Consider the following 23344-nt stretch of genomic DNA (forward strand, 5'->3'; position numbering starts at 1 on the left):
TAATATAAATTTGTATTAAAAGCTTTATGTAAGAAGTAGAAACAGGCAAACTTAAATCGCTTGCTTGATGAATAGAAAATTTAGACTTATCCAGCCATACCACCAGCTGGTTTTGAGCGTCTTTATGACTTTTTGTTTTAAAAAATTCCTTTTCTTCTTTTGTAGGTTTATATTCATCTTTGAAGATTTTTTCTTAGCATCAATCTTTTGCTCTAGCATATTCTTATCATAAATTTTATATGTTAGCTTTCGGTATTCAGGGTAATTTCTAAAGCTAGCCTTATATCCTGCATCATAGTGGTAGCTTACACACATTAGTTCTTTATTACTATCAAGTAGTTGTTTGTGGTGAGTATGTATCTTTTGAATTTGTGCTGAAGTGTTGTTATCTATTACATTTGTATGGAGCTAGTGCCACTATTATCAAATACGAAATACTCGCGATTTTTTATATTCTTATGCCAATCAATCGCATCAGGATTACCAAAGAAATATACTCAGCCCTCTAAAATATCATCTTTGCCTCTGTTAGAGTGTATTTTGCAATATCGTCATGTGGTATGTTGCAGTCTACACATCTTGCTTTAATACCTGTTTTGCCATTATCACTGTGGACGTCATCATTGTATGCAATGACCACAGAATCCATCTCATGGCAAGCTACATAGAATTTATTCCTACTATCAAGTACATAATGAACTAGTAAAACAACTATAAATCCAACGTCCCACTTATAAAGATTATAAGAGCTAATAGTTTCTTTGAAATTTTTATGGTGTTACCACCATCTATTATGGAGTTTTATGCTCATGGTGCTCAGAGCACATATTTGTTGATTCTTATAAAGTTGGACTATCATGAACTGATTTATGAGAATTTACTTTTAGAGTTTCCATGAATTTCAGTCTATCAGCTAAGAGCTTTTCACTCTTATGACAGGATAAATAGCTATTATCGCCGATCTCTTTAAATTTGCTAGGATTATCGTCTTGATTTTGATGGCAAATACAATCAAAGCTTAAATGTTCGCGATGAGGCTTTAGCTTATGCCTAGCTCTTAGCTCGTCAGAAACTACTATCTTTGTAATATTTAGATCGCTCTTTGGTATGTCAGTACCAATCTATTAAGATAAATTAATATAAAAGTGTGCCAGTGACTACCAATGCATTATTCTAAAAGAATTTATAAGCGAATAGTCGGACTTTATAATTAGAGAAATTTTGTACTTTATGATAAGAGAGAAGGGCTTTAAATTTCTTCTTTGATTTTTTTATAAAGCTCTAAAATCTCATCTTTTTTAATAATAAAGCTATTTTTATTTGCTATTAGATAAGCTGAGCTTTGCATGATATCACCAGCGATCTTTAGTCCGTTTTGTTTCATGGTTGAGCCGGTCTCGACTACATCAACTATCGCGTCGCTTAAGCCAACTAATGGTGCAAGTTCGATCGAGCCATAAAGCTTGATGATCTTTACAGCTACGGCTTGTTTTGTAAAATAATTTCTTGTTATATTTGGCATTTTTGTGGCTATTTTTAGCTCCGGCTGGTTTAGATCTAGTTCAGAGTCGTTTTTTATGCCAATACAAACTTTACACTGTCCGATTTTTAAATCCAGTAGCCTTACAACGTTTGGCTTGTGTTCTTCAAGTACGTCAAGTCCCACCACACCAATATCAGCTGCACCTTCTGTGACATAAGTTGGGATATCTTGGTTGCGAACCATTAAAAATCTAAAATTTCCTTCTTCAAGAATTAGTTTTCTGTCTTCAAATAAAAAACTTGAACCAAAAATTTTTCTAAAAATTTCTAGTGTTGCCTCAGCTATTCTTCCCTTTGGTAGTGCTACTGTTATCATATTATCATATCTTTCTTTTCGGTTATTAGCTTTTGCATGGCACGAAAAACTAGCATCTTGTCGCAAATAGCATTTTTAAAGAATTTTGACAAAAAGTCGCCATCTCCACCAGTAAAATAGACTTTTTTATCGCCGGCTAGTTTATCTAGTAGAGTTATTATCGGTTTAATAATGCCATAACTCACAGCATCGGCTGTTTTTTGTGGTAGAGCATCTATGTCAATTTGTGAATTTATAGTGATATCAAGTCGTGGCGAGATACTTTTGTAGGCATTTAGCATACTTGAAATGCCTGGCAAGATATATCCTCCAAGATGGATAGAGTTTGCCATAATGTCAACCGTTATCGCGCTTCCAGCATCGACAATTACGCCATTATTTATAGAGTAGCATGCAGCGATTCTATCTACGCCTAGACCCTGATATATTGTATCAATAGTAAAAAATGGTTCTAAATTTACAAACATTTTATTATCTTTTAAAAGATTTAAAATTTCATCATTTACGGATATAAAATATACTTTTTTCTCTAGTTTATAGCTTTTAAACTCAGAAATTTTCATACGTGAGATTTTGCCATCTTCTAAAAATGTAGCGTTAGTATTGCCTATATTACACAAAATCATAACATCGCCAATTATTATCTTGTAGCTCTTTTAAGGCTTTAGAGCAAATTTCAGAGCTGTAAAATATAGTTTTTTTTCTTAGATTTGTTTGGAATTTTACCTCTATTTTTTTAGAAATTTCTTCAAGCTCCAAAGCCTCTTTGCGTAGCAATCTACTTTTTGCTGTTCTTAAAAAGACAAGATTGTAAAAGCTCTTATTGTCCACTCCCCAAAAGATATCAAGCGTCTTTTTTGTGCTAAATTCACTTGTGTTAAGTTCTTTGATATCTTTTAAGAGAATTTTTTTGGCTTCAAAAAGCTCCCAAATTTTTTGGTTCATTGCCCTAAATTAACAAGCTCATTATCATAATAAAAGGCACCATTGCCCATAAAGCTTTTATCTTTTATCTCATCGCTAAATTCATAAATTTCAGCTCCACTGAGGTCTAAATTTGTTTTTATAACGTAGCCTGTTTTTTCGATTACGTAAAGCTTATTGTTGATAATAGTAGCTGCTGAGAAGATGGCAAATTTGAAATTTACTTTATTTTGCTCTTTTAGCATAAGATTTGTTCTTACGATCGTACCATCTTTTTTAAAGATATAAATTTCATCGTTATTAACTAATACATCTTTGATCTCGCCGTCATAATAAACTGTTTGACTTGGGTTAATGACGATAAGTTTTTTAGCTGTAGCTGCTATTAGGTTATCGCCTTCAACGCCTAAAAATATGATGTTATTAAAGAAATTTTCAGAACTTACGACCACGTCACGTAAAATTCTACCAGTCTCTTTTTGTACTATATAAATTTTGCCATCTAATGCCGGATAAACGATAAGCGAGCTCATAAAAAATGGCGCTACGATCCTTGAATCAACTGCTGCTATATTAGACGAGCTATATTCCATTATTGTTGTTGCGGTATTTATGTCTATTAGATAGATGTGGTTTGCCGCGCTGATAGCTGCTAATAGGTTTTGATCAAGAGAGGCAGCAACAATTGCTGTTGGAAATTTATTGCTATAAACGCTGCGTCCGTTAGGATCTGTCACATTTAGATCGCCATTTATACTAGCTGAGATGATAAAGCCGTTGTTTTCATTTAAAAAATTAAAATTTTCAGGCAACTTGATGTTTGTATTTAGACCATTTTTGGTGATAATATTGCCGTTATCAAGAGTGGCACCATTTGCATTTGCTGATTTGATATAAGATGGCATATCTTTTGACAAAGAAATTTTGCCAGAGGTTTGAGCTGGCTCGAAATATTGTCTTTTTGTGCCACATCCGCTTAAAACTAAAGCCAAGGCAAAAGCCAAGAAAAGAGTAATTTTTTTCATTATTTTATTCCCTGATAGTGTTTTAAATTTTTAACTAAAGTTTGAAGTTGAGAGTCGAGTGAAATTTTATTAAACTCATCATTTGCTTCTTTGATTTTATTTTGTTTTAAAAGCTCAAAACCTTTTAAAAGTGTGCTATATTCGCTTAAAATTTGAGTGTTTGCATTACCATTTTGTGAAAGAATGATATCTTTTACTATAGGATTTACTTTTAAATTTACAAGCTCGCTAATGCCATTTGTCTCATTTTTATCAAGCTTTTGCTGAAGTGAAAAAAGTGCATATAAATTTGGTTCTTTTTCTTTTAAAATGCTTAAGGCATTTGTATCGTTTGGATTTAAAATCAGCTTTGAGTAAGCCAAATTTGCATCTTCAATTCTATTATCATTTATTATTTTGTTCGAATAAAATCCAATAATTGCAATGACGGCAACAATAATGGCAATTATCATAAATTTTTTATACTTTCTAAAGAAACGCTCACCTTTGATCATGCTTTCTAAAAACTGTTCTTGAGCACCAATCTCTTGTTTTATCTGTGTTAGATCTTCTTTTATAGCCAACGCTTTTCCTTTATTTTTAAAAAATTTTAATTCGCAGATTTTAACATAATTAAATTAAAACTATCCCAAAATTAAAGCTTGAATGTGATATAATGGCTCAAAATTAATTAATAAGGTTACTTATATAATGCAAATAGATGACACTCTTTTAAATAAATTAGAAAAACTTTCTGCCTTACAAATCAGTGATGAAAAAAGAGAAGAAGTAAAAAAACAACTAAGCGAGATTGTATCTTTTGTTGATATTTTAAATGAACTTGATCTAAGTAGCGATGAAGCTGTAGTTAGCTCTATAAAAGGTGGCACGCCTTTAAGAGAAGATGAGCCAAGACCAAGTGATGTGATTGATACGATCTTAAAGTACGCTCCTTCACGTGAAGGGCATTTTTTTGCTGTACCAAAAATAATAGAATAATGGTAAAGATATGGATCTAATCGAACAGCTTCAGGCGAAGAATTTAAGTGTAAAAATACCAGAAGATAATAACCTTAATAATCTTGCTGGCGATATAAAAACACTTTTAAAAACTGTTGTAAGTGATAAGGCAAGCGATCTTCACCTTGTTTCAAGATCTGAGCCGCAAATAAGAGTAGATGGTGCTTTAAAGCCCATTGATTTTGGCATATTAAGTGGTAAGGATATAGAGAATTTATGTTTTGCTTTGATTACTGATGAACAAAAAAGTGAGCTTGAGAATAATAAAGAGCTTGACTTTGCGATTGAGCTTCCAGATATTGGTCGCTTTCGTGGCAACTATTACTATACCATGAATGGTGATTTAGCTGCTGCTTTTCGTATAATCCCAATCAATATCCCATCTCTTGATGAGTTAAATGCCCCACAAATTTTTAAACATATTATTAAGCGTGAAAAAGGTCTTATTTTGGTTACCGGACCGACAGGAAGTGGTAAATCAACAACTCTTGCAGCCATGCTTAATGAGATAAATTTAAATTATAGAAAGCATATTATTACAATTGAGGATCCAGTCGAGTTTGTGCATAACAATAAAAAAGCTCTATTTTCTCATAGAAATATCGGCACTGATGCAACTTCTTACTCAAGGGCTCTAAAATCTGCGGTTCGTGAAGATCCAGATATCATACTTGTAGGCGAGATGAGAGATAGAGAGACGATTTCAACGGCTATTACGGCGGCTGAGACTGGACACTTAGTCTTTGGTACGCTTCACACAAATTCGGCCATTCAAACTATAAATAGGATCGTTGATAGTTTCGATGGGAGCGAGCAATTACAAGTAAGAAATATGCTTAGCGTTTCGCTAACTGCTGTCGTTTCACAAAGTCTGATCCCAAAGATAGGCGGTGGAAGGTGTGCTGTGCATGAAATTTTAATAAACAATATGGCTATCTCAAACTTGATACGTGAAAACAAAATACATCAAATTTACTCTCAGATGCAGCTAAATCAACAACAAACTGGTATGAGTACGCAAACCCAGGCTTTGATGAAAGTACTAAAAGAGGGTAAGATTACAAAAGAAAATGCGCTAGCTTATTCAACTAGCCAGCAAGAACTTCAAAATTTAATAGGAACTATATAATGGATTTAGTAACATGGTTTGATATTATTATTATTGCTCTTGTCTTGATGCTTGGCATAAAAGGCATATTAAATGGACTTATCAAAGAAGCTTTCGGACTTATCGGACTTATCGGTGGCTTAATTATAGCTAGCAGGTTTTCAGATCTATCTGGTGAGTTTATAACTAAAAATATATATAAATTTGAAAATCCTTCATTTTTACAGTTTGTTGCATTTATCTCTCTTTGGCTAGTTTTTTGGCTAGTTTGCTTACTAGTTGGTAAATTTTTATCAAAAATAGTTTCAGTAAGTGGGCTTGGTTTTTTGGATAGACTTGGTGGATTTGTTATGGGAAGTGGAAAAATTTTCTTAACATTTTCGGCAGTAGTTGCTGTAATATCTGGCACTTCGCTAAATAATATAATTGCTCCTTATTTTGCGAACAGTAAAGTTTATCCGGTTTTGATAGAAACTGGCAAATGGATAACAAATCTTGATGTGAAAAATATCAAAAGTGAGTTAGATGAGATAGTGGCAAGACCAATGGATACAAATAAAACTGACGCATTTATCTCAATGGATGCAAATGCTAGTGTAAATACCGACTCTAATATCACAAAAGGGGAATAAAATGATAGAAAATTTAGAATATGATGCGTTGCTTGAGAAATTCAAAAGAGTGCTTCGCGACAATGGTTTAAAATATACGAAACAGCGTGAAATTTTACTAAAAACGCTATACAACAATGGCGAACACTTTACTCCAGAAAAACTTTATCTTTTTATAAAAGAAACGCACCCTGAGCTAAATATTGGTATCGCAACTGTTTATAGAACACTAAATCTACTTGAAGAATCAGAAATGGTGACATCAATCAGCTTTGGTTCACAAGGTAAAAAATTTGAGCTTGCCACAAAGCCACATCACGACCATATGATATGCAGAAAGTGCGGCCTTATCATAGAATTTGAAGATCCAATGATAGAAAAAAGACAAATCAGTATTGCAAAAGATCATGGCTTTAAACTAACTGGTCATATGATGCAGCTTTATGGAATTTGTGAAAAATGCTCAAAAAATAATATAAAGGGAAAGTAAGGTGATATTTGACAACCAACATGAGATTCAACGACTACAAAGCATAGATGAGCTAAGAAATTTAGGTATTAATCCATATCCGCATTTTCTTAGAAGAGATATGAATATCTCTAAATTTAGACTAAAATTTAACTACATTAATGATACGGAAGAGAAAAAGGCCGAAGGTCAGCTAGTAGGTCTTGCAGGTAGAATAAAACTAATTCGTGATGCTGGAAAAGCGGTTTTTGCAAATATCGAAGATGAAGATGGAAATTTACAAATTTACTTTAGCAATAAAACGCTTGATCCAGAGTGGTTTAAAATTGTTAAAAAATACGTAGAGATAGGCGATATCGTCTATGTCAGAGGTTATGCATTTATAACAAGAACTGGCGAATTTTCCATGCATGTAAGCGAGCTTAGCCTTGCTTCAAAGTCGATAAGCCCACTTCCTGAGAAGTATCATGGACTAGTTGATGTTGAGACAAGATATCGCCAAAGATACCTTGATATGATAATGAACCCTGAAGTTAGAGCTGATTTTAAAAGACGCTCGGTGATTATAAGTACGATTAGAAGATTTTTTGAAGAAAAAGGCTTTTTAGAAGTTGAAACACCGATGCTACACCCAATAGCAGGCGGTGCAAACGCAAAGCCATTTATCACTTTTCACAATGCCCTTGGGGTCGAGAGATATCTAAGGATCGCACCTGAGCTATACCTCAAACGCCTTATAGTAGGTGGCTTTGAGGCTGTTTATGAGATGAATAGAAATTTTAGAAATGAAGGAATGGATCTTACTCATAATCCTGAGTTTACAAGTATAGAGTTTTACTGGGCATACCACAACTACCACGATTTAATGGGTATCACAGAGGATCTTTTTAATGTCATTTTAGACAAGCTGGATATGGAAAAAGTTGTAAATTTTGACGGCATGGAGATTGATTTTAGTAAGCCATTTAAGCGAATAAGCTACAAAAAAGCTCTCGTTGAGATCGGTGGACTAGATGAGAATATCATAAATGACAAAGATAAAATTTTAGCAAAACTAAGAGCTGATGGCCTTGAAGCAAATGAGAAGCTTGATCTTGGTCACTTGCAGGCTGAATTATTTGATAACTACGTAGAGAGTAAGCTTATACACCCGACATTTGTTATTGATTATCCGATTTCGATCAGCCCACTTTCAAGAAGAAGTGACGCAAACCCTGATGTGGCTGAGAGATTTGAGCTATTTATCGCTGGTCGTGAGCTAGCAAATGGCTTTAATGAGCTAAATGATCCAATCGATCAATACAACCGCTTTAAAGCGCAAATCGATGCTAAAAATGCAGGCGATGACGAGGCACATGAGATGGATGAGGACTATGTAAAAGCCCTAGGATACGGCATGCCACCAGTTGCAGGTGAGGGTATAGGCATCGATAGGCTCGTGATGCTTTTAACGGATAAAAAATCAATTCGCGACGTTGTACTCTTCCCAGCGATGAGGCCACTTAAAAATGAGATAAAGGAGAATGAAAAATGAGTTTGCAAAGCTATGATAAGGACATTTACGATCTAGTAAATTTAGAGTTAAAACGCCAATGTGATCACCTTGAGATGATTGCTAGTGAAAATTTTACATATCCAGAAGTTATGGAAGTAATGGGCTCAATCCTAACAAACAAATATGCTGAAGGCTATCCTGGCAAAAGATATTATGGTGGCTGCGAATTTGTAGATGAGATCGAGCAAATAGCTATTGATAGATGTAAAGAGCTTTTTGGATGTGAATTTGCAAACGTTCAACCAAACTCAGGCTCTCAGGCAAACCAAGGTGTTTATGGCGCTTTACTTAATCCAGGCGATAAAATTTTAGGCATGGATCTAAGCCATGGTGGACATTTGACACACGGTGCAAAGGTCAGCAGCTCTGGTAAGATGTATGAGAGCTTTTTCTATGGCGTCGAGCTTGATGGCCGCATAAACTACGATAGAGTCATGGATATCGCAAAGATAGTAAAACCAAAAATGATCGTTTGTGGCGCAAGCGCATACACAAGAGAGATTGAGTTTAAAAAATTCCGTGAGATAGCCGATGCTGTTGGGGCGATACTCTTTGCAGATGTTGCTCACATTGCTGGTCTTGTTGTTGCTGGTGAGCATCAAAGTCCTTTCCCATACTGTGATGTCGTAAGCTCAACTACGCATAAAACATTAAGAGGCCCAAGAGGCGGTATCATTATGACAAACAACGAAGAGTATGCTAAGAAGATAAATGCCTCTATTTTTCCAGGCATTCAGGGCGGACCACTAGTTCATGTCATCGCAGCAAAGGCAGTTGGCTTTAAGCACAACCTTAGCCCTGAGTGGAAAATTTATGCTAAACAAGTAAAAGCAAATGCTAAAAAATTAGGCGAAGTGCTAATAAAAAGAGGCTTTGATCTAGTGAGCGGCGGTACCGATAACCATCTAATTTTGATGAGCTTTTTAAACCGCGAATTTAGCGGTAAAGACGCTGATATCGCTCTTGGAAATGCCGGTATAACAGTAAATAAAAATACGGTTCCAGGCGAGACAAGAAGCCCATTTATCACAAGTGGTATACGTGTTGGTAGTCCTGCTCTTACGGCTCGTGGCATGAAAGAGGCTGAGTTTGAGCTAATAGCAAACAAAATAGCTGACGTGCTAAGCGATATAAACAACACATCTTTGCAAGAGAAGACAAAAGCTGAGCTAGTTGAACTTGCTCATAAATTTATAATCTATGATAAAGCGACATTTTGATGCAAAGTATTGATACGGCACTTATAAAGATTATTACAACTCACTACTATATCAAGCGTGATACGATCGTTAATAAAATAGAATACAGAGGCAAAATTTTCTTTGATAAATTTGAAAAGATAAATGAGCCACTGACCTATAATATTATGAAAGAGCATGAAGAGGGTAAGGCCGTTATCGCACACTCTTTAATAAATGCATACGATAAAGTTGAAAATATAGTCTTTGACTATAACGGCAGAACCCCTGATAGATTTTGGCATAAAGCACAGCTTCTTTTAAGAGAAGAGGGATTTATAAATTTTACAGCCTACGAGAGTAAGACACCAGGCCATCTGCATCTTTATGTGCATAAAGGTCACACTACGCTAAATGAGGCTTGTCAGCTGGCAAACGTGCTCAACGCAAAGCTTTCACAGAAGTTGCCTAAAGAGTGGAGGATGTTTCCAAATATCGATATGCCAAAAGAATTTAACATACTAACTTTACCTTATAAGCTCTATCAAAAAGAGCGCGGGGCAAGTTGGTCAAAATATATGTAATTAAGGATAAAAAGTGGAAAACGATGAGTTAAAAGATATTCTTTTAGAAAGAGATGATGACGCAAGAGGATTGAAGCTAAAAAAACTTCTGATATTTATAGCGGCTCTTATTATACTTTTTTTGATTATTGTAGTGGCTATGAAGCTAGTAAATTCAAGCGATCCTTCACAAGCTCAAAATGAAGCTGATTCAAGACTAGTGCTTCCTCCAGTACCAGCTGAGCAGCCAGTAGATAGACAAGCTCCGATAGCTGATACAAATTCAGACAATAAAAAAGGCGATACACAGCTCTTTGAGCAAGTACCGATCGTACCTGAAAATAAGCAACAAGATGAATTTGAAGATATGATCAAAAAGCTAAAAGATAAAGAAAACAATAAGCCTGTTTCTAAAACTGAAGAGCCAAAAGAGATAGTTAAGCCTATCGAAAAGCCTACCGAAATACCAGCAAAAAAAGCTGAGACAAAGGTAGATACTTCAGTTAAAAAAGTCGAAAAAGTAGCAGCTACTGATAAAAAGAGTGAGGCAAAACCAGCCAAAACTGAAAATAAAATAGATAAAAAGATTGAAAAAAAGGTTGAAACTAAAGTAGAAAAAACGGATAAAAAAGCTGAAGTAGCTAAAAGTGAACCTGTTACAAAAGGCTCTTATGTTCAAGTATTTGTGACTAGTAAATTTAATCCAAATGCTGAATATATGAAGAAGATCGCTGCTAAGGGATATAGTTACAAGACTATAAAAGTTGGTGAGCTGACTAAAATTTTAGTTGGTCCATTTGATGAAAAAACGCTTCAAAAAGTAGTAGGCGATATTAGAAAAGATATCAATAAAGACGCTTTTATCTTTAGAGCAAAATGAAAACATTCGCAGTCTTTGGAGATCCAATAACTCACTCGGTATCTCCGAGGCTGCACAATAAAGCCATTGCAGACCTGGGCTTAAAAGCACTTTACGCAAGAGTCTTGCTAAAAGATGGCAGCGAATTAATCAATAAATTTAAATCCTTAAAATTAAACGGTGCAAACGTAACGCTTCCACATAAAGAGTGGGCTTTAAATTTAGCCGATGAAGCTTCAGATATAGCTCGCAAAATAGGCTCTGCAAATACGCTTGTGCTTAAAAATGACAAAATTTATGCATACAATACAGATGCGCCTGGGTTTTTAAAGGCAATAAAAAATTTTAAAGATGTAAAAAAAGCTATTGTTCTTGGAGCTGGCGGTACTGCAAATGCCATAACTTATGCATTAAAAGAACAAGGCGTTGATGTTTGCATACTAAATAGAAGCAAAGATAGGCTTGAGAAATTTAAAGATGAGTATAAATGTTTTAGCTGGGATAACTACGAAGAGCAAAAATTTGATCTAGTAATTAACTCGACCTCTGCTGGCTTAAAGGATGATTTTTTACCAGCACCTAAAGAAATTTTAAAAAGCATTTTTAAAGATGCTAGATTCGCATTTGATGTGATTTATGGTAAGCAAACACCATTTTTAGAAATGGCCATGCAAGATAATCTTAGTGTAAAAGATGGCGCCGATATGCTTTTATATCAAGCAGTTCTAGCACTAAATTTATTTTTTAACAATACACTTGATGAGTCAAAGATAGAGCGCTCAATGAGAGAAATTTTCTATCTATAATAGCCACCAGTGTTTATTTTTGTAAAAATTTATAGCTTGTAGAAAACATTTTGATTAAAATTTTTTTGACAGTAACTATAAAAAGCAGGGAAGGTCCCTGCTAAATTTTACTATTCGTTTGTTTTGATGTAAGCGTAGTCTGAAATTTTAGTCCATTCTCTTGCTTTTTTAAGGAAAGCTCTTTGAGACTCAACGATCTCTTTAAATAACGGATCTTTAGCACTCTCTTCATCAAGAAGCTCATTTGTAGCTTTTTTAAGAGCTGCGATTACTTCTGGTGGGAAAGATTTTACTTGGATGTCTGGATACTCGCTCTTCATTTTATCCCAGTACTCAACATTTGAATAAAATACTTTTGTATTTGCATCTCTTGCTACTTCGGCTGCAGCTGCTTCAAAGATCGCTTTTAGGTCATCTGGAAGTTTTTCGTATGATTTTTTATTAAAGAAAAACTGAGTTTCACCGTTTGGCTCTTGCCAGCCTGTGTAGTAGTATTTTGCCACTTTGTGAAAGCCAAGTGCCATATCATAAGCTGGGCTAACCCATTCGACTGAGTCAATCGTTCCCATCTCAAGAGCCATGTAAAGCTCACCAGTTGGGATAGTGTTAATGTTAGCGCCAAGTTTAGCGTAAATTTCACCACCAAAGCCCGGAATTCTTATCTTTAAGCCTTTGATATCATCTAATGATTTGATCTCTTTTTTAAACCAGCCACCCATTTGCATGCCGGTATTTCCAGCTCTAAAAATTTTGATATTGTATGGATCGTAAACTTTTGCCTCAAGCTCCTTACCACCGCCAAATTCATACCAAGCTGTTTGCTCGTCAGTATTCATCATAAATGGAGTTGCTGTAAAAAATATAGTTTTAGCATCTTTGCCTTTATAATAATAGCTACTTGTGTAGGTAATGTCGTATTGACCGCTTTTAGCAAAATCAAGCATCGCAAAAGGCGATTTATGCTTTGATGGATAATCAATCCTTAGCTCAAGTCTGCCATTACTCATCTTTTCAACTTTATCCTTTAGCTCTTTTGGCACATCACCAAGCACTGGCATAGTGCTCTCCCATGAACTAGCAAGCTTTAGCTTATAAACTTTATCATCTCCCATAGCAACGCAAGCAACAGCTGCTAAACCAAGAGATGCTAATAAAAATTTATTCATATCTTCTCCTTTGAAATTTTGCCTATTATACAAAAAATTACATTATTAAAATGTGTTATAATCGCAAAAATCAAATTTATGGGGCATAAAATGATAAAAAAGACGAAAATCGTAGCTACTTTGGGGCCAGCAAGTGATAATGAAGAGACAATGGAGGCGATGGTAAAAGCAGGTGTTAATGTCTTTCGTTTAAATTTTAGCCATGGGACACACGAATACCATAAATCAAACATTGACAAGATAAGAAATATCGAAAAAAAGCTAAATAAAAGAATAGGAATTTTACAAGATATCTGCGGCCCAAAGATCAGAGTTGGTAAGCTTAGTGAGCCATTTTATCTAAAAGCCGGCGATGAACTAAGCATTTACGCAGAGGATATCGTTGGTGAAAAAGTAGAAAAAGGAATTTATAAAGTAAGCCTAAATCAGCCTCAAATTTTGCCAATGCTAAAGGTTGGCGAGTATGTCTATCTCTATGATGGCTCTATAAGAGCAAAGGTCATTAGTGAAGGTAAAGAAATAGTAAAAACTATCATTGAAAATGATGGAATTTTAAACTCAAACAAAGGCGTAAATTTCCCAAATACAGCCCTTGGCATAGAGATCATCACACCAAAAGATAAAGAAGATATGAAATTTGGCGCAAAGCATGGCGTAAATTTTGTCGCCATTAGCTTCGTACAAGATGCAAATGACGTAATAAAGGCAAAAAATATCTTAAAAGAATTTGGCTCAAGAGCTGCCGTTTTATCTAAGATCGAGAAATTTGACGCAGTTGAAAATATAGACGACATCATCGCAAAGAGTGATGGTATCATGGTAGCTCGTGGCGATCTTGGCATAGAAGTGCCATTTTATAAGGTTCCAACTATCCAAAAGCTCATCATCAAAAAGGCAAATGCAGCAAGCAAGCCAGTCATTACAGCAACTCAAATGATGCTAAGCATGGCAGAGCATGAGACTGCCACAAGAGCGGAGATCAGCGACGTGGCAAATGCCGTGCTAGACGGTACTGATGCTGTTATGCTAAGCGAGGAGAGTGCGATCGGTAAAAACCCAGTCGCGGTCGTAGAGGCGATGAGTAAAACGATCATCCAAACTCAAAGCATCTATCCATATAATAAATTTGATGAGTTTGACTTTTTTGACGAGACTGATATGGTGGCAAGTAGCGCCGCATCTCTTGCTGTTCGCATAAAAGCAGATGCATTAATCTCAATCACTGGCTCAGGAAAATCGGCTATAAAATTAGCTAGAAACCGCACGAACATCGACATCATTGCAGTCGCTCACGATGAGCAAACAGCACACATGCTTACCCTTGCTTGGGGTGTTACGCCAGCACTTGTACTAGAAAAAACAAAGCTTAGCTCACTTTTGGCAAATGTCATGAAAAAGGCGTATGAAGAGGGATATGTCGAACACGACAAGACCTATCTTGTCACTGCCGGTCACCCTACGGGCGTTGAGGGTAGCACGAACCTTATACGTATCATCAGACGCGATCAGCTTGATTATTATTTGGAGCTTGCAACTGAGTAAATTTATACTCTCTTGCAAATTTTAAAATTTTGCTTGCTCGTAAGAATTGACTGCTAAGATTTGTCTTTACTTTTTGTTTAGCTCAAATTTTAGAGCCGAAATTACTCGCTCATGAAATTTTAAAATTTGCCTGATGCCTACCTAATATAACAAAGCAATTTTGCAAATTTTAAAATCTTGCTCGCTCGCCTTAGCAGATTACTAATTTTAGTCCGCACTTCGTTTAGCACTAAATTTAGAGCCGTGATATGCTCGATAATAAATTTTAAAATTTGCTGGAAATTTAATATAACGCATGCAGTGCGTTAGTACTGAGACATGCCACTTCTAACGTCGTCGGGGTTAGGGGATTGTTAAGGTGGAAGGGAGTGACTTCGTAATTCAAGCCTCTTCCCCCTTAACAAAAGAAACAAACATTTAAATTTGACTAGATTGCTTTGCAAATTTTAAAACTTTCATTCACTCGCAAGAATTGACTACTAAAATTTGGCTTCATTTACCGCTTAGCTCAAATTTTAGAGCTGAAATTACTCGCTTATGAAATTTTAAAATTTGTGTGAAATTTACTTGTAAAAATTAGGATATATAAAATTTATTTTGAAAGAATTTGTGACGTCAAATTTAACGTCACAAATCTAAATTTATTTTTTCTTTTTCTTCTTTGGCTCATCGCCTTTAAACCAGCTTTTTATCTTATCAAAGACACTTTCATCGGTATTTGATTTGCCTGATTCTATGCCAAAGCTAGCTTGAAGCTTATTTAAAAGCTCTTTTTGCTCATCGCTTAGTTTTTCAGGCGTTTGAATAGAAATTTGCGCTACAAGCCTACCTTTTTTACGCGAATTTACACTTTTTATACCTTCATTTTCAAAGATAAATTGCTGCTTGTCCTTTGCTCCAACAGGTAGTTTTAGCTCAGTTTCTCCTCGAAGCGTTGGAATTTTTATACTCTCGCCAAGTATAGCTTGCGTGAAAAAGACAGGAATTTCTAGATAAACATCGTCGTTGTGGCGAATGAAATGCTTGTCTTCTTTTACGTTTATGCTTACATAAAGATCGCCTTGAACGCCGTTTGTGCCGATATTGCCTTTACCAGCTACTCTCATTCTCATGCCGCTATCAACGCCTTCAGGGATGGTAATCTTTACAGTTTGTTGCTGGATTTTATAAGCTTTCGCGTTACAATCGGGGCATGGTTCGCTTATTACTTCACCGCTTCCATGGCAATATGGGCACTCTTGGACGATATTCATAAAGCCATTTCCGCGTGTTATCCTGCCACTTCCGCCACAGTGCTGGCAAGTCTTGCTCTTGCCATCTTTACTGCCGGTTGCATTGCATGTTGGGCAAGGCACTTTTTGATCAAATTTTATCTCTTTTTCACAACCAAAAATAGCTTCGTTAAATTCCAAATTTATAGGAATTTCAAGATCGGCTGAGTATTTTTCAGAGTATCTTTTTCTCTGTCTAGAACTACTTGCAAAACCGCCACCAAAAAATGAGTCAAAAATATCTGAAAGATCAAAATCGGCACTAAATCCGCCACCGCTACCAAATCGACCCTCAAGGCCTTCTTTGCCGTATCTGTCGTAAATAGAGCGTTTTTGCTCGTCGCTTAAAACTTGATAAGCCTCATTTATCTGTTTAAATTTTAGTTCAGCCTCTTTGTCACCAGAATTTCTATCTGGGTGATATTTTAAAGCAAGTCTTCTAAAGGCTTTTTTGATCTCATCTCCGCTTGCATTTCTTGAAATTTCAAGGATTTCGTAATAGTCAAATTCCACATTTTTCCTTGTTAATTAAGCTTATTTTAAATATGGGATTTTACCCAAAAAAGTTTAAATTTAAAAAAGAATTTACATTTTTGCCGTATAATCTCTACTATTTTTAATAAAAAGGATAATTCATGGTTAATGTTTTAATGATAGAAGACGATCCAGAATTTGCACAAATTTTATCTGAATATCTTGATAGTTTTAATATAAAAGTTACGAATTTTGAAGACCCTTATTTAGGACTTAGCGCTGGGATAAAAAACTATGATTTGCTAATACTTGATCTTACTTTGCCGGGTATTGATGGGCTTGAGGTTTGTAAAGAAATTCGCCAAAAATATGACATTCCTATCATCATAAGTTCAGCTAGAAGCGATATTAGCGATAAGGTCGTTGGACTTCAACTTGGTGCTGATGATTATTTGCCAAAACCATACGATCCAAAAGAGATGTACGCTCGTATCACAAGTCTTATAAGAAGATATAAAAAGACAAATGAAGTACAAGAAGAGGTCGTTGATAGCGCATTCAGGATCGATGATAAACGTCACGAAATTTACTTTAACAATGAGCCATTAGCTCTTACTCCAGCTGAGTATGAAATTTTAACTTATCTCATTAAGCAACACAGCTTTTCAGTATCACGCGAACAGCTAGTTTATAACTGCAAAAGCCTAAAAGATAAAGATTCAAAGAGCTTAGATGTTATTATTGGACGCCTTAGATCAAAAATCGGTGATAGCTCAAAAGCCCCAAAACATATATTTTCAGTAAGAGGCATAGGATATAAGCTTATCGGATGAAATATTCCATAACTACGAAGATAACTATTATCTTTGCCATAGCTTTCTCGCTGATGTGCTTGCTCTTTGTAACTTTTGCAAACATTCAGCAAGAGAGCGCTTTAGAAAAACTAAAGGATAGGCAAATAAGTGCGATGAACTACCTTGTCGCACTCTATGAACGCGGAAATCCCCCAAGAGATTTAGAGCATTATTTTAAAAATTTTTACTTAGAGTATGTTGGAAATAAAAATTTAGCCACTTCAATAGCTACAAACGGGACTGTTGTTTTTACACAGCATACACCTCTTGGAGTGGTGCAATCAGTTAATTACAAAGGCGATTTGTATTTGCTTATTAAAAACCCATCTTTTCAGCTGCTTCTTGAAAGTAACGATGCAAGACACGTAAATGATCCACTTTGGGTCGCGTTCTTAATAGTTTCAGCTCTTCTCATCTCACTTTATGTTTCTGTTCTTAGAAGTCTTTCGCCACTTAGAAGGCTTAGTAAAGACATCAGAAAATTTGCCAGTGGAAATATGGAAATGGCGATGACGGCTAGACTAAATGAAAACGAGCAAGACGAGATCGGACAGGTTGCGGTTGAGTTTGATAACGCCGTTTGCAAGATCAGAGAGCTCATCCGCTCAAGGCAGCTATTTTTGCGTGCGATTATGCATGAGCTAAAGACTCCTATTGGCAAGGGCAGGATCGTCTCTGAAATGGTCGCAAATGAGACTCAAAAGATGAGGCTTATCAATGTATTTGAGCGACTTGAGATGCTGATAAATGAATTTAGCAAGGTTGAGCAGCTCCTTTCTAAAAGCTACGCATTAAACTACCAAGAGTGCCATTTCTCGCTCATTTTAGAGCAAGTGCAAGATATGCTCATGCTTGATAAATTTGAAGAGCGAGTGAGCTGCGACATCAGAGATGACGTGATATTGAGAGTGGATTTTCAGCTTTTTAGTTTGGCGATTAAAAATTTGGTAGATAATGCCCTAAAATACGCAGAGGATAAAAAGGCTATTTTGATCTGCGATAGCGAATTTATAGTGGTTAAAAATTTAGGCAAAAAGCTAAATCACCCGATTGACTACTACAAACAAGCCTTTGTGCGTGGCGATAAGGTTAGTGCAGGAAGCGGCATGGGGCTTGGCCTTTATATCATTGAGCAAATTTGTCAGATGCAAAAATTTGAGCTTGTTTATGACTATGAAGACGGCTATCACGTCTTTAAAATTTTACTTAGATCAAAGGCAAGGCGAGCATGAAAAGAGGCTTAGAAAAATTTAACGAGCTAACTGAGTCTTTTGCAAAGCTCCCCGGTGTTGGTAAAAAATCAGCCGCAAGGTTTGCCTATTTTGTCTGCATGCAAGATAGCTTTGCAGGGCTAAGGCTCGCTCAAAATATCGAAGACGCGGTAAGATTTATCAAGCGCTGTGAGCGTTGTGGTGGGCTAAGCGAAAATGAAATTTGCGACATTTGCAGCGACGAGAGCAGAGACAGTGAGGTCATTTTGCTAGTTGAGAGCCCAAAAGATATTCTAGTCTTTGAGCAAAATGGCATCTACAACGGCCTTTACTTCGTACTTGACGAGATCGACGAGGATGCCATAGAGAGGCTGCGAAGCGCGATCAAACAAAATGGCTCAAAAGAGGTTGTTTTTGCCTTTACACCAGGGCTAAATTCAGACGCTCTTATGCTTTATGTCGAGGACAAGCTTGGCATGAGTGAAATTTCATTTAGCAAGATCGCTCAGGGCGTACCAACTGGTGTAAATTTAGAAAACGTCGATATGCTTTCACTTTTAAAAGCCTACGAAAGCCGTACAAAAGCCTAATTAAACTTTCTTTTAGTTATAATTTTGCCTAAATTTATAGAAATTTAGCCAAGGCACAACCGCTGCTAAATTTAAAGGATATAGGTTGATTTTACTCATAGATAATTACGATAGTTTTGTTTTTAATGTTGAGCAATATGTAAAAGAGCTTACAGATGAAGAGGTTAGATGCGTTAGAAATGACAAGATCACGCTTGACGAGATCAAAAAACTAAACCCAAGCAAGATCATTTTAAGCCCAGGGCCAAAACACCCAAAAGATAGCGGAATTTGTTTAGAAATTTTAAAGGCTGATCTTGGTGTACCGGTGCTTGGCATTTGCCTTGGACATCAAGCTATAGGGCTTAGTTTTGGCGCAAAGATAAAAAGACTAGATGACCCACTACACGGCAAAACCTCATTTATCGACGTGAAAAACAAAGAGCCACTTTTTGCAGGGCTACCTGATAGATTTGAAGTAATGCGTTACCATTCACTCTATGTCGATGAGCTCCCAGCTAGCTTAAGCGCTGATGCGGTGAGCGATGATGGCGTAGTTATGGCACTTAGCGTAAAAGATAAGCCGATCTTTGGTATCCAGTTTCACCCAGAGAGCTACTTCACACAATACGGCAAAAAGATCGTTGAAAATTTTGTAAATTACAAAGCAAAAGATGAGGTTAAAGAGCCAAAAATTCGCTCTCTTAAGCCATATCTTATCAAGCTTCAAGAGAATATCCCGCTTGACGATAGCGACTTTGAGCAAATTTGCGAGATAATAGCCAGCAAAGAGTACGAGATAGTGCAGCTTTCAGCCCTTTTAGTGCTAATTAGCGAAAAGAGCCTCTATCCAAAAAGCCTTGCTGCGCTTGCAAAAAATATCCTAAAATACTCGCAAACTTACCGCGACGATACGCCTATGATCGATCTTTGCGGCACTGGCGGCGATGGCTTTAAGACGATAAATATCTCAACTACGGTGGCATTTATCCTTGCAAGTCTTGGCATAAAGGTCGCAAAACACGGCAATAAGGCAGTTTCAAGCAAGTCAGGTAGCTCTGATGTGCTTGAAATTTTAGGCGTAAAAAGTGAAAAATCACTGGCAAAACAGCGTGAAAATTTAGCTAGTAAAAATTTAGCCTTTTTCCACGCTCCATTTTTCCATCCGCTAGTTGGTGAGGTGAGAGAAGTGCGCCAAAGACTTGGCATAAGGACCGTCTTTAACGTGCTTGGACCGCTTTTAAATCCAAATTTAAACCTTACAAATCAGCTAGTTGGCGTCTATCACAAACCAGTGCTAAAACTCTACGCCCAGACGCTTAAGATCCTTGGCAGAAAGCACGCTTTGGTCGTCCGTGGCGATGACGGACTTGATGAGATCACGCTTTGTAGTGAAACAAGCGTTGTGGAGCTAAAAAATGGAGAAATTTTTGAATACAGCATCACGCCAGAGCAGTTTGGCTTTAAAAGAGCGCTTCACAGCGACATCGAGGGCGGCATACCTGAAGAAAATGCCAAAACCTTGATCCGCACGCTAAAAGGCGAGGAGCAGGGGGCAAAATTTGACATCGTGGTCTTTAATGCGATGTTTGCGCTCTACGCGGCTGATGGCGCAAAGAGTCCAGATGAGGCTAAAAAAATGGTTTTAGAGGCGATAAATTCTGGCAAGGCGTATAAATTTTATGAAGAGTTTATAAAGGCACAAGTGTAATGGCACTAGTTAAAATTTGTGGCATCAAAACGCTAGATGAGGCGGGTGCGGTTTGCGCTTTGGATGTTGATTTTATCGGGCTAATATTTGCCAAAAGTAAAAGAAAAGTCGAGCTAAATTTAGCTAGGCAGATAGCTAAATTTGCTCACAGCAAGGGCAAAAAAGTAGTTGGTGTTTTTGCGGAGCAAAGTGAGTGCGAGATAATGGAAATTTGCCAGTTTGCTGGCCTTGACGTGGCTCAAGTGCATGGAGTTGTGAGTGAAAATTTAGGTGCAAATTTAAAAGATATAGGGCTTGAGATTTGGCAGGTTTTTAGCGTGAAAGATAGCTTGCCAGAGGTTGATTTTAAGCATTTTGACATGGCGCTTTTTGACTGCAAGGGCGAAAATGCCGGTGGAAATGGCACTAGCTTTGAGTGGGAAATTTTAAAAGAGGCTAAATTTAAATTTGGCATGGCTGGAGGCATAGGCGAGCACAACATAAAAGAGGCGCTCAAATTTAAGCCATATTTAGTCGATATCAACTCCAAAGTCGAGGACGAAAACGGCATAAAAGATGCGCAAAAGATAGAGAGAATTTTAAAGATCATAGGTGAGGTAGAAGATGAACAGTAAAGCATATTTTGGAAAATTTGGCGGGCAGTTCGTGCCTGAGACGGTGATGTTTGCCCTTGATGAGCTAGAAAATGCTTATGAGAGCATCGCAAAGACAAAAGAGTTTAAAGATGAGCTTGATGATCTGCTTAAAAACTACGTTGGCAGGCCTAGTCCGCTCTTTTTTGCAAAGCGCCTAAGCGAGCACTATGGACATGAAATTTACCTAAAAAGAGAGGATTTAAACCACACGGGCGCACACAAGATAAATAACGCTCTTGCTCAAGCACTGCTTGCTAAAAAAATGGGTAAAAGGAAAATTTTAGCTGAGACTGGAGCTGGTCAGCACGGTGTGGCAACAGCGACTGCAGCGGCACTTTTGGGCCTAGAGTGTGACGTATATATGGGTGCTACAGATGTTGCTAGACAGCAGCTAAATGCCTTTCGCATGCAGCTTCTTGGTGCAAAAGTGGTTAGCGTAGAAGATGGCTTAAAAACGCTAAAAGAGGCGACTACGGCGGCCATACAAGCGTGGGTAAATGAGATAGAGAGCGCGTTTTATGTCATCGGCTCAGCCGTTGGTCCGCACCCATATCCAAAGATCGTGCGTGACTTCCAAAGCATCATCGGCACAGAGGCCAAAGCTCAGCTTGCAGACTACGGCAAAAAGGCTGACTACGTCATCGCCTGCGTCGGCGGCGGCAGTAATGCTATTGGCATTTTTAGTGCGTTTTTGGACGATGAGAGCGTAAATTTAGTAGGTATCGAGGCTGGCGGACTTGGCATAGAGACGCCTTATCACGCAGCTACGCTTAGCAAAGGTAAAACCGGCATCATCCACGGCATGAAAACGACCGTGTTGCAAGATGAGTACGGTATGATCTCGCCAGTGCATAGCATTTCAGCAGGCCTAGACTACCCAGGCATCGGCCCAGAGCACGCCCACCTAAACGACATCAAAAGGGTAAAATATGAAGCTGTAACAGACGATGAATGCATAAATGCCTTGTATTTTTTAAGCAAGATGGAGGGTATCATCCCAGCCATCGAGAGCGCGCATGCACTGGCATATCTAGAAAAGCTTTGCCCAAAACTAGATAAAAAAAGCGTCATAGTCGTAAATGTCTCAGGCAGGGGCGATAAGGACATAAACACAGTTATCGGCTACGAAAAAGGAAAAATTTATGGATAAGGTTAGAAGCGCATTTAACGGCAAAAAGGCAAACATCGGCTACATCGTGGCTGGATATCCAAGCTTAGAAAAAACGAAGAAATTTTTAGAAAATTTAGATGAGAGCACGCTAGATCTAGTTGAGATCGGCATCCCTTACTCTGACCCGCTGGCTGATGGTAAACTCATAGCGCAAGCTAGCTTTGAGACGGTGCAAAATGGCGTAAATACAGACGTTGTCTTTGATATGCTTGAGAGTTGCAAGGCAAAAGTGACAAAGCCACTTGTTTTTCTAGTTTATTACAACATCATCTTTGCTTACGGCGTTGATAAATTTCTAAAAAGATCAGTTGAAGCTGGAGTTAGCGGCTTTATCGTGCCGGATCTGCCTTGTGAGGAGTGCGAGGAATTTGCTATAAAATGCAAAGAGCTAAATTTAAGCCTGATACCACTTATCAGCGTAACATCTGGGGGTAGGGCGGATGGAATTTTGAAATTTGGCTCAGGGTTTATTTACGCTCTTGGTGCGATTGGCGTTAGCGGTTCAAAAAGGGCTGATGAAGATAGGATAAAAAATTTGGTCCTAGAGCTTAAGAAAAAGAGCGATCTACCAGTAGCCGTAGGCTTTGGTATCAAAAATAAAGATGACGTTAATGAAGTAAAAAAGTATGCTGATGGAGCGATAATAGGCACGCAAATAGTTAAGCTTTGTGCCGAATTTAGCGGTGAAAAGCTAGTAAAAGAGATAGATAAACTCTTTTAAAATGCTTAATAAATTTATAGCTAATTTAGTAAAGCCAAAGTATAATTGAAAATGCATTTCAAGT

General features: G+C 37.1%; 26 protein-coding genes. 17 read left to right on the forward strand and 9 right to left on the reverse strand.

Going from position 1 to position 23344, the window contains the following annotated elements; translation table 11 throughout:
• Window positions 1-51: 51 nt before the first annotated feature.
• The 7 genes from CVS92_RS09125 to CVS92_RS02635 all read right to left on the reverse strand — a co-directional run bounded on the left by CVS92_RS09125 (window position 52) and on the right by CVS92_RS02635 (window position 4370).
• A complete protein-coding gene (locus CVS92_RS09125) occupies window positions 52-315 on the reverse strand; it encodes a hypothetical protein (protein WP_234398684.1) in 264 nt (87 codons plus the stop codon).
• Window positions 316-505: 190 nt separating this feature from the next.
• Window positions 506-754, reverse strand: a complete 249-nt coding sequence (locus CVS92_RS09130; RefSeq protein WP_320205034.1) for a NapC/NirT family cytochrome c — start codon at window positions 752-754, stop codon at window positions 506-508.
• A 495-nt stretch (window positions 755-1249) separates the two neighbouring features.
• On the reverse strand, window positions 1250-1858 hold the full coding sequence (gene hisG, locus CVS92_RS02615; protein ID WP_084109560.1) for an ATP phosphoribosyltransferase: 609 nt from the start codon (window positions 1856-1858) through the stop codon (window positions 1250-1252).
• Entirely contained in the window at window positions 1855-2484 is a 630-nt protein-coding gene (locus CVS92_RS02620; protein WP_107788420.1) for a type III pantothenate kinase, read from the reverse strand. The genes hisG and CVS92_RS02620 overlap by 4 nt, the downstream gene beginning before the upstream one ends.
• Window positions 2471-2803, reverse strand: coding sequence for a hypothetical protein (locus tag CVS92_RS02625; protein WP_107788421.1), 333 nt, complete (start codon window positions 2801-2803; stop codon window positions 2471-2473). The genes CVS92_RS02620 and CVS92_RS02625 overlap by 14 nt, the downstream gene beginning before the upstream one ends.
• Window positions 2800-3807: an L-seryl-tRNA selenium transferase gene (locus CVS92_RS02630; protein WP_107788422.1), complete on the reverse strand. Its 1008-nt coding sequence runs from the start codon at window positions 3805-3807 to the stop codon at window positions 2800-2802. Before CVS92_RS02630 ends, CVS92_RS02625 begins: the two co-directional genes overlap by 4 nt.
• Window positions 3807-4370: a hypothetical protein gene (locus CVS92_RS02635; protein ID WP_107788423.1), complete on the reverse strand. Its 564-nt coding sequence runs from the start codon at window positions 4368-4370 to the stop codon at window positions 3807-3809. Before CVS92_RS02635 ends, CVS92_RS02630 begins: the two co-directional genes overlap by 1 nt.
• A gap of 127 nt (window positions 4371-4497) precedes the next feature.
• Here CVS92_RS02635 and gatC point away from each other — a divergent pair, with 127 nt between their 5' ends.
• From gatC to CVS92_RS02680, 9 genes are read left to right on the forward strand one after another with little or no spacing between them, the layout of a single operon-like run.
• The gene (gene gatC / locus CVS92_RS02640) at window positions 4498-4785 is read left to right on the forward strand and encodes an Asp-tRNA(Asn)/Glu-tRNA(Gln) amidotransferase subunit GatC (RefSeq protein ID WP_072594515.1); all 288 of its coding nucleotides are present in this window, start codon (window positions 4498-4500) and stop codon (window positions 4783-4785) included.
• A gap of 10 nt (window positions 4786-4795) precedes the next feature.
• Window positions 4796-5935, forward strand: coding sequence for a type IV pilus twitching motility protein PilT (locus CVS92_RS02645; RefSeq protein WP_107709741.1), 1140 nt, complete (start codon window positions 4796-4798; stop codon window positions 5933-5935).
• Window positions 5935-6546 carry a CvpA family protein gene (locus CVS92_RS02650; RefSeq protein WP_084041229.1) on the forward strand — a complete coding sequence of 204 codons (612 nt, stop codon included), beginning with the start codon at window positions 5935-5937 and terminating at the stop codon, window positions 6544-6546. Before CVS92_RS02645 ends, CVS92_RS02650 begins: the two co-directional genes overlap by 1 nt.
• A 1-nt stretch (window position 6547) precedes the next feature.
• Window positions 6548-7015 (forward strand): Fur family transcriptional regulator, encoded by a 468-nt coding sequence (locus tag CVS92_RS02655; RefSeq protein WP_087577804.1) that lies wholly within the window; start codon window positions 6548-6550, stop codon window positions 7013-7015.
• 4 nt (window positions 7016-7019) lie between these two features.
• The gene (gene lysS, locus CVS92_RS02660) at window positions 7020-8528 is read left to right on the forward strand and encodes a lysine--tRNA ligase (RefSeq protein WP_223154669.1); all 1509 of its coding nucleotides are present in this window, start codon (window positions 7020-7022) and stop codon (window positions 8526-8528) included.
• Window positions 8525-9769: a serine hydroxymethyltransferase gene (locus CVS92_RS02665; RefSeq protein ID WP_087579191.1), complete on the forward strand. Its 1245-nt coding sequence runs from the start codon at window positions 8525-8527 to the stop codon at window positions 9767-9769. Before lysS ends, CVS92_RS02665 begins: the two co-directional genes overlap by 4 nt.
• Window positions 9769-10311 (forward strand): DUF1882 domain-containing protein, encoded by a 543-nt coding sequence (locus CVS92_RS02670; protein WP_103600211.1) that lies wholly within the window; start codon window positions 9769-9771, stop codon window positions 10309-10311. Before CVS92_RS02665 ends, CVS92_RS02670 begins: the two co-directional genes overlap by 1 nt.
• 13 nt (window positions 10312-10324) lie before the next feature.
• Window positions 10325-11170, forward strand: coding sequence for an SPOR domain-containing protein (locus CVS92_RS02675; RefSeq protein WP_107788424.1), 846 nt, complete (start codon window positions 10325-10327; stop codon window positions 11168-11170).
• A complete protein-coding gene (locus CVS92_RS02680) occupies window positions 11167-11955 on the forward strand; it encodes a shikimate dehydrogenase (protein WP_107788425.1) in 789 nt (262 codons plus the stop codon). The genes CVS92_RS02675 and CVS92_RS02680 overlap by 4 nt, the downstream gene beginning before the upstream one ends.
• Before the next feature lie 110 nt (window positions 11956-12065).
• Here the strand turns inward: CVS92_RS02680 and CVS92_RS02685 are convergent, their stop codons facing one another.
• On the reverse strand, window positions 12066-13121 hold the full coding sequence (locus CVS92_RS02685; protein ID WP_021091622.1) for a TRAP transporter substrate-binding protein: 1056 nt from the start codon (window positions 13119-13121) through the stop codon (window positions 12066-12068).
• 90 nt (window positions 13122-13211) lie between these two features.
• Here CVS92_RS02685 and pyk point away from each other — a divergent pair, with 90 nt between their 5' ends.
• Window positions 13212-14663, forward strand: a complete 1452-nt coding sequence (gene pyk / locus CVS92_RS02690) for a pyruvate kinase (RefSeq protein ID WP_107788426.1) — start codon at window positions 13212-13214, stop codon at window positions 14661-14663.
• 641 nt (window positions 14664-15304) lie between these two features.
• On the opposite strand, the gene dnaJ is transcribed toward pyk, so the two are convergent.
• On the reverse strand, window positions 15305-16447 hold the full coding sequence (gene dnaJ / locus CVS92_RS02695) for a molecular chaperone DnaJ (RefSeq protein ID WP_103619420.1): 1143 nt from the start codon (window positions 16445-16447) through the stop codon (window positions 15305-15307).
• Between the two features lie 122 nt (window positions 16448-16569).
• Here dnaJ and CVS92_RS02700 point away from each other — a divergent pair, with 122 nt between their 5' ends.
• The 7 genes from CVS92_RS02700 (at window position 16570) to trpA (ending at window position 23280) form a co-directional block, all read left to right on the forward strand.
• On the forward strand, window positions 16570-17241 hold the full coding sequence (locus CVS92_RS02700; protein ID WP_021091583.1) for a response regulator transcription factor: 672 nt from the start codon (window positions 16570-16572) through the stop codon (window positions 17239-17241).
• Window positions 17238-18494: an ArsS family sensor histidine kinase gene (locus CVS92_RS02705; RefSeq protein ID WP_107788427.1), complete on the forward strand. Its 1257-nt coding sequence runs from the start codon at window positions 17238-17240 to the stop codon at window positions 18492-18494. The genes CVS92_RS02700 and CVS92_RS02705 overlap by 4 nt, the downstream gene beginning before the upstream one ends.
• Complete coding sequence (gene recR, locus CVS92_RS02710) at window positions 18491-19063, forward strand: recombination mediator RecR (RefSeq protein ID WP_009294391.1); 573 nt, start codon at window positions 18491-18493, stop codon at window positions 19061-19063. The genes CVS92_RS02705 and recR overlap by 4 nt, the downstream gene beginning before the upstream one ends.
• Window positions 19064-19148: 85 nt before the next feature.
• Entirely contained in the window at window positions 19149-20753 is a 1605-nt protein-coding gene (gene trpD, locus CVS92_RS02715; protein WP_107788428.1) for an anthranilate phosphoribosyltransferase, read from the forward strand.
• Complete coding sequence (locus CVS92_RS02720; RefSeq protein WP_107788429.1) at window positions 20753-21367, forward strand: phosphoribosylanthranilate isomerase; 615 nt, start codon at window positions 20753-20755, stop codon at window positions 21365-21367. The genes trpD and CVS92_RS02720 overlap by 1 nt, the downstream gene beginning before the upstream one ends.
• The gene (gene trpB / locus CVS92_RS02725; RefSeq protein WP_107788430.1) at window positions 21357-22538 is read left to right on the forward strand and encodes a tryptophan synthase subunit beta; all 1182 of its coding nucleotides are present in this window, start codon (window positions 21357-21359) and stop codon (window positions 22536-22538) included. Before CVS92_RS02720 ends, trpB begins: the two co-directional genes overlap by 11 nt.
• Entirely contained in the window at window positions 22531-23280 is a 750-nt protein-coding gene (gene trpA / locus CVS92_RS02730; RefSeq protein WP_107788431.1) for a tryptophan synthase subunit alpha, read from the forward strand. The genes trpB and trpA overlap by 8 nt, the downstream gene beginning before the upstream one ends.
• Window positions 23281-23344 lie beyond the last annotated feature (64 nt).

This window comes from Campylobacter concisus (assembly GCF_003048555.1).
GTDB classification, from domain to species: Bacteria; Campylobacterota; Campylobacteria; order Campylobacterales; family Campylobacteraceae; genus Campylobacter_A; species Campylobacter_A concisus_AO.

Excerpts from the sequence above, each read along its gene's own strand:
- CVS92_RS02650 (WP_084041229.1), top strand. The coding sequence starts at position 5,935 with ATGGATTTAGTAACATGGTTTGATATTATTATTATTGCTCTTGTCTTG.
- CVS92_RS02720 (WP_107788429.1), top strand. The coding sequence starts at position 20,753 with ATGGCACTAGTTAAAATTTGTGGCATCAAAACGCTAGATGAGGCGGGT.
- CVS92_RS02620 (WP_107788420.1), bottom strand. The coding sequence starts at position 2,484 with ATGATTTTGTGTAATATAGGCAATACTAACGCTACATTTTTAGAAGAT.
- CVS92_RS09125 (WP_234398684.1), bottom strand. The coding sequence starts at position 315 with ATGTGTGTAAGCTACCACTATGATGCAGGATATAAGGCTAGCTTTAGA.
- CVS92_RS02645 (WP_107709741.1), top strand. The coding sequence starts at position 4,796 with ATGGATCTAATCGAACAGCTTCAGGCGAAGAATTTAAGTGTAAAAATA.
- CVS92_RS02625 (WP_107788421.1), bottom strand. The coding sequence starts at position 2,803 with ATGAACCAAAAAATTTGGGAGCTTTTTGAAGCCAAAAAAATTCTCTTA.
- CVS92_RS02700 (WP_021091583.1), top strand. The coding sequence starts at position 16,570 with ATGGTTAATGTTTTAATGATAGAAGACGATCCAGAATTTGCACAAATT.
- gatC (WP_072594515.1), top strand. The coding sequence starts at position 4,498 with ATGCAAATAGATGACACTCTTTTAAATAAATTAGAAAAACTTTCTGCC.
- CVS92_RS02685 (WP_021091622.1), bottom strand. The coding sequence starts at position 13,121 with ATGAATAAATTTTTATTAGCATCTCTTGGTTTAGCAGCTGTTGCTTGC.
- recR (WP_009294391.1), top strand. The coding sequence starts at position 18,491 with ATGAAAAGAGGCTTAGAAAAATTTAACGAGCTAACTGAGTCTTTTGCA.
- CVS92_RS02670 (WP_103600211.1), top strand. The coding sequence starts at position 9,769 with ATGCAAAGTATTGATACGGCACTTATAAAGATTATTACAACTCACTAC.
- CVS92_RS02655 (WP_087577804.1), top strand. The coding sequence starts at position 6,548 with ATGATAGAAAATTTAGAATATGATGCGTTGCTTGAGAAATTCAAAAGA.
- CVS92_RS02705 (WP_107788427.1), top strand. The coding sequence starts at position 17,238 with ATGAAATATTCCATAACTACGAAGATAACTATTATCTTTGCCATAGCT.
- pyk (WP_107788426.1), top strand. The coding sequence starts at position 13,212 with ATGATAAAAAAGACGAAAATCGTAGCTACTTTGGGGCCAGCAAGTGAT.
- trpA (WP_107788431.1), top strand. The coding sequence starts at position 22,531 with ATGGATAAGGTTAGAAGCGCATTTAACGGCAAAAAGGCAAACATCGGC.
- CVS92_RS02665 (WP_087579191.1), top strand. The coding sequence starts at position 8,525 with ATGAGTTTGCAAAGCTATGATAAGGACATTTACGATCTAGTAAATTTA.
- hisG (WP_084109560.1), bottom strand. The coding sequence starts at position 1,858 with ATGATAACAGTAGCACTACCAAAGGGAAGAATAGCTGAGGCAACACTA.
- trpB (WP_107788430.1), top strand. The coding sequence starts at position 21,357 with ATGAACAGTAAAGCATATTTTGGAAAATTTGGCGGGCAGTTCGTGCCT.
- CVS92_RS02680 (WP_107788425.1), top strand. The coding sequence starts at position 11,167 with ATGAAAACATTCGCAGTCTTTGGAGATCCAATAACTCACTCGGTATCT.
- CVS92_RS02630 (WP_107788422.1), bottom strand. The coding sequence starts at position 3,807 with ATGAAAAAAATTACTCTTTTCTTGGCTTTTGCCTTGGCTTTAGTTTTA.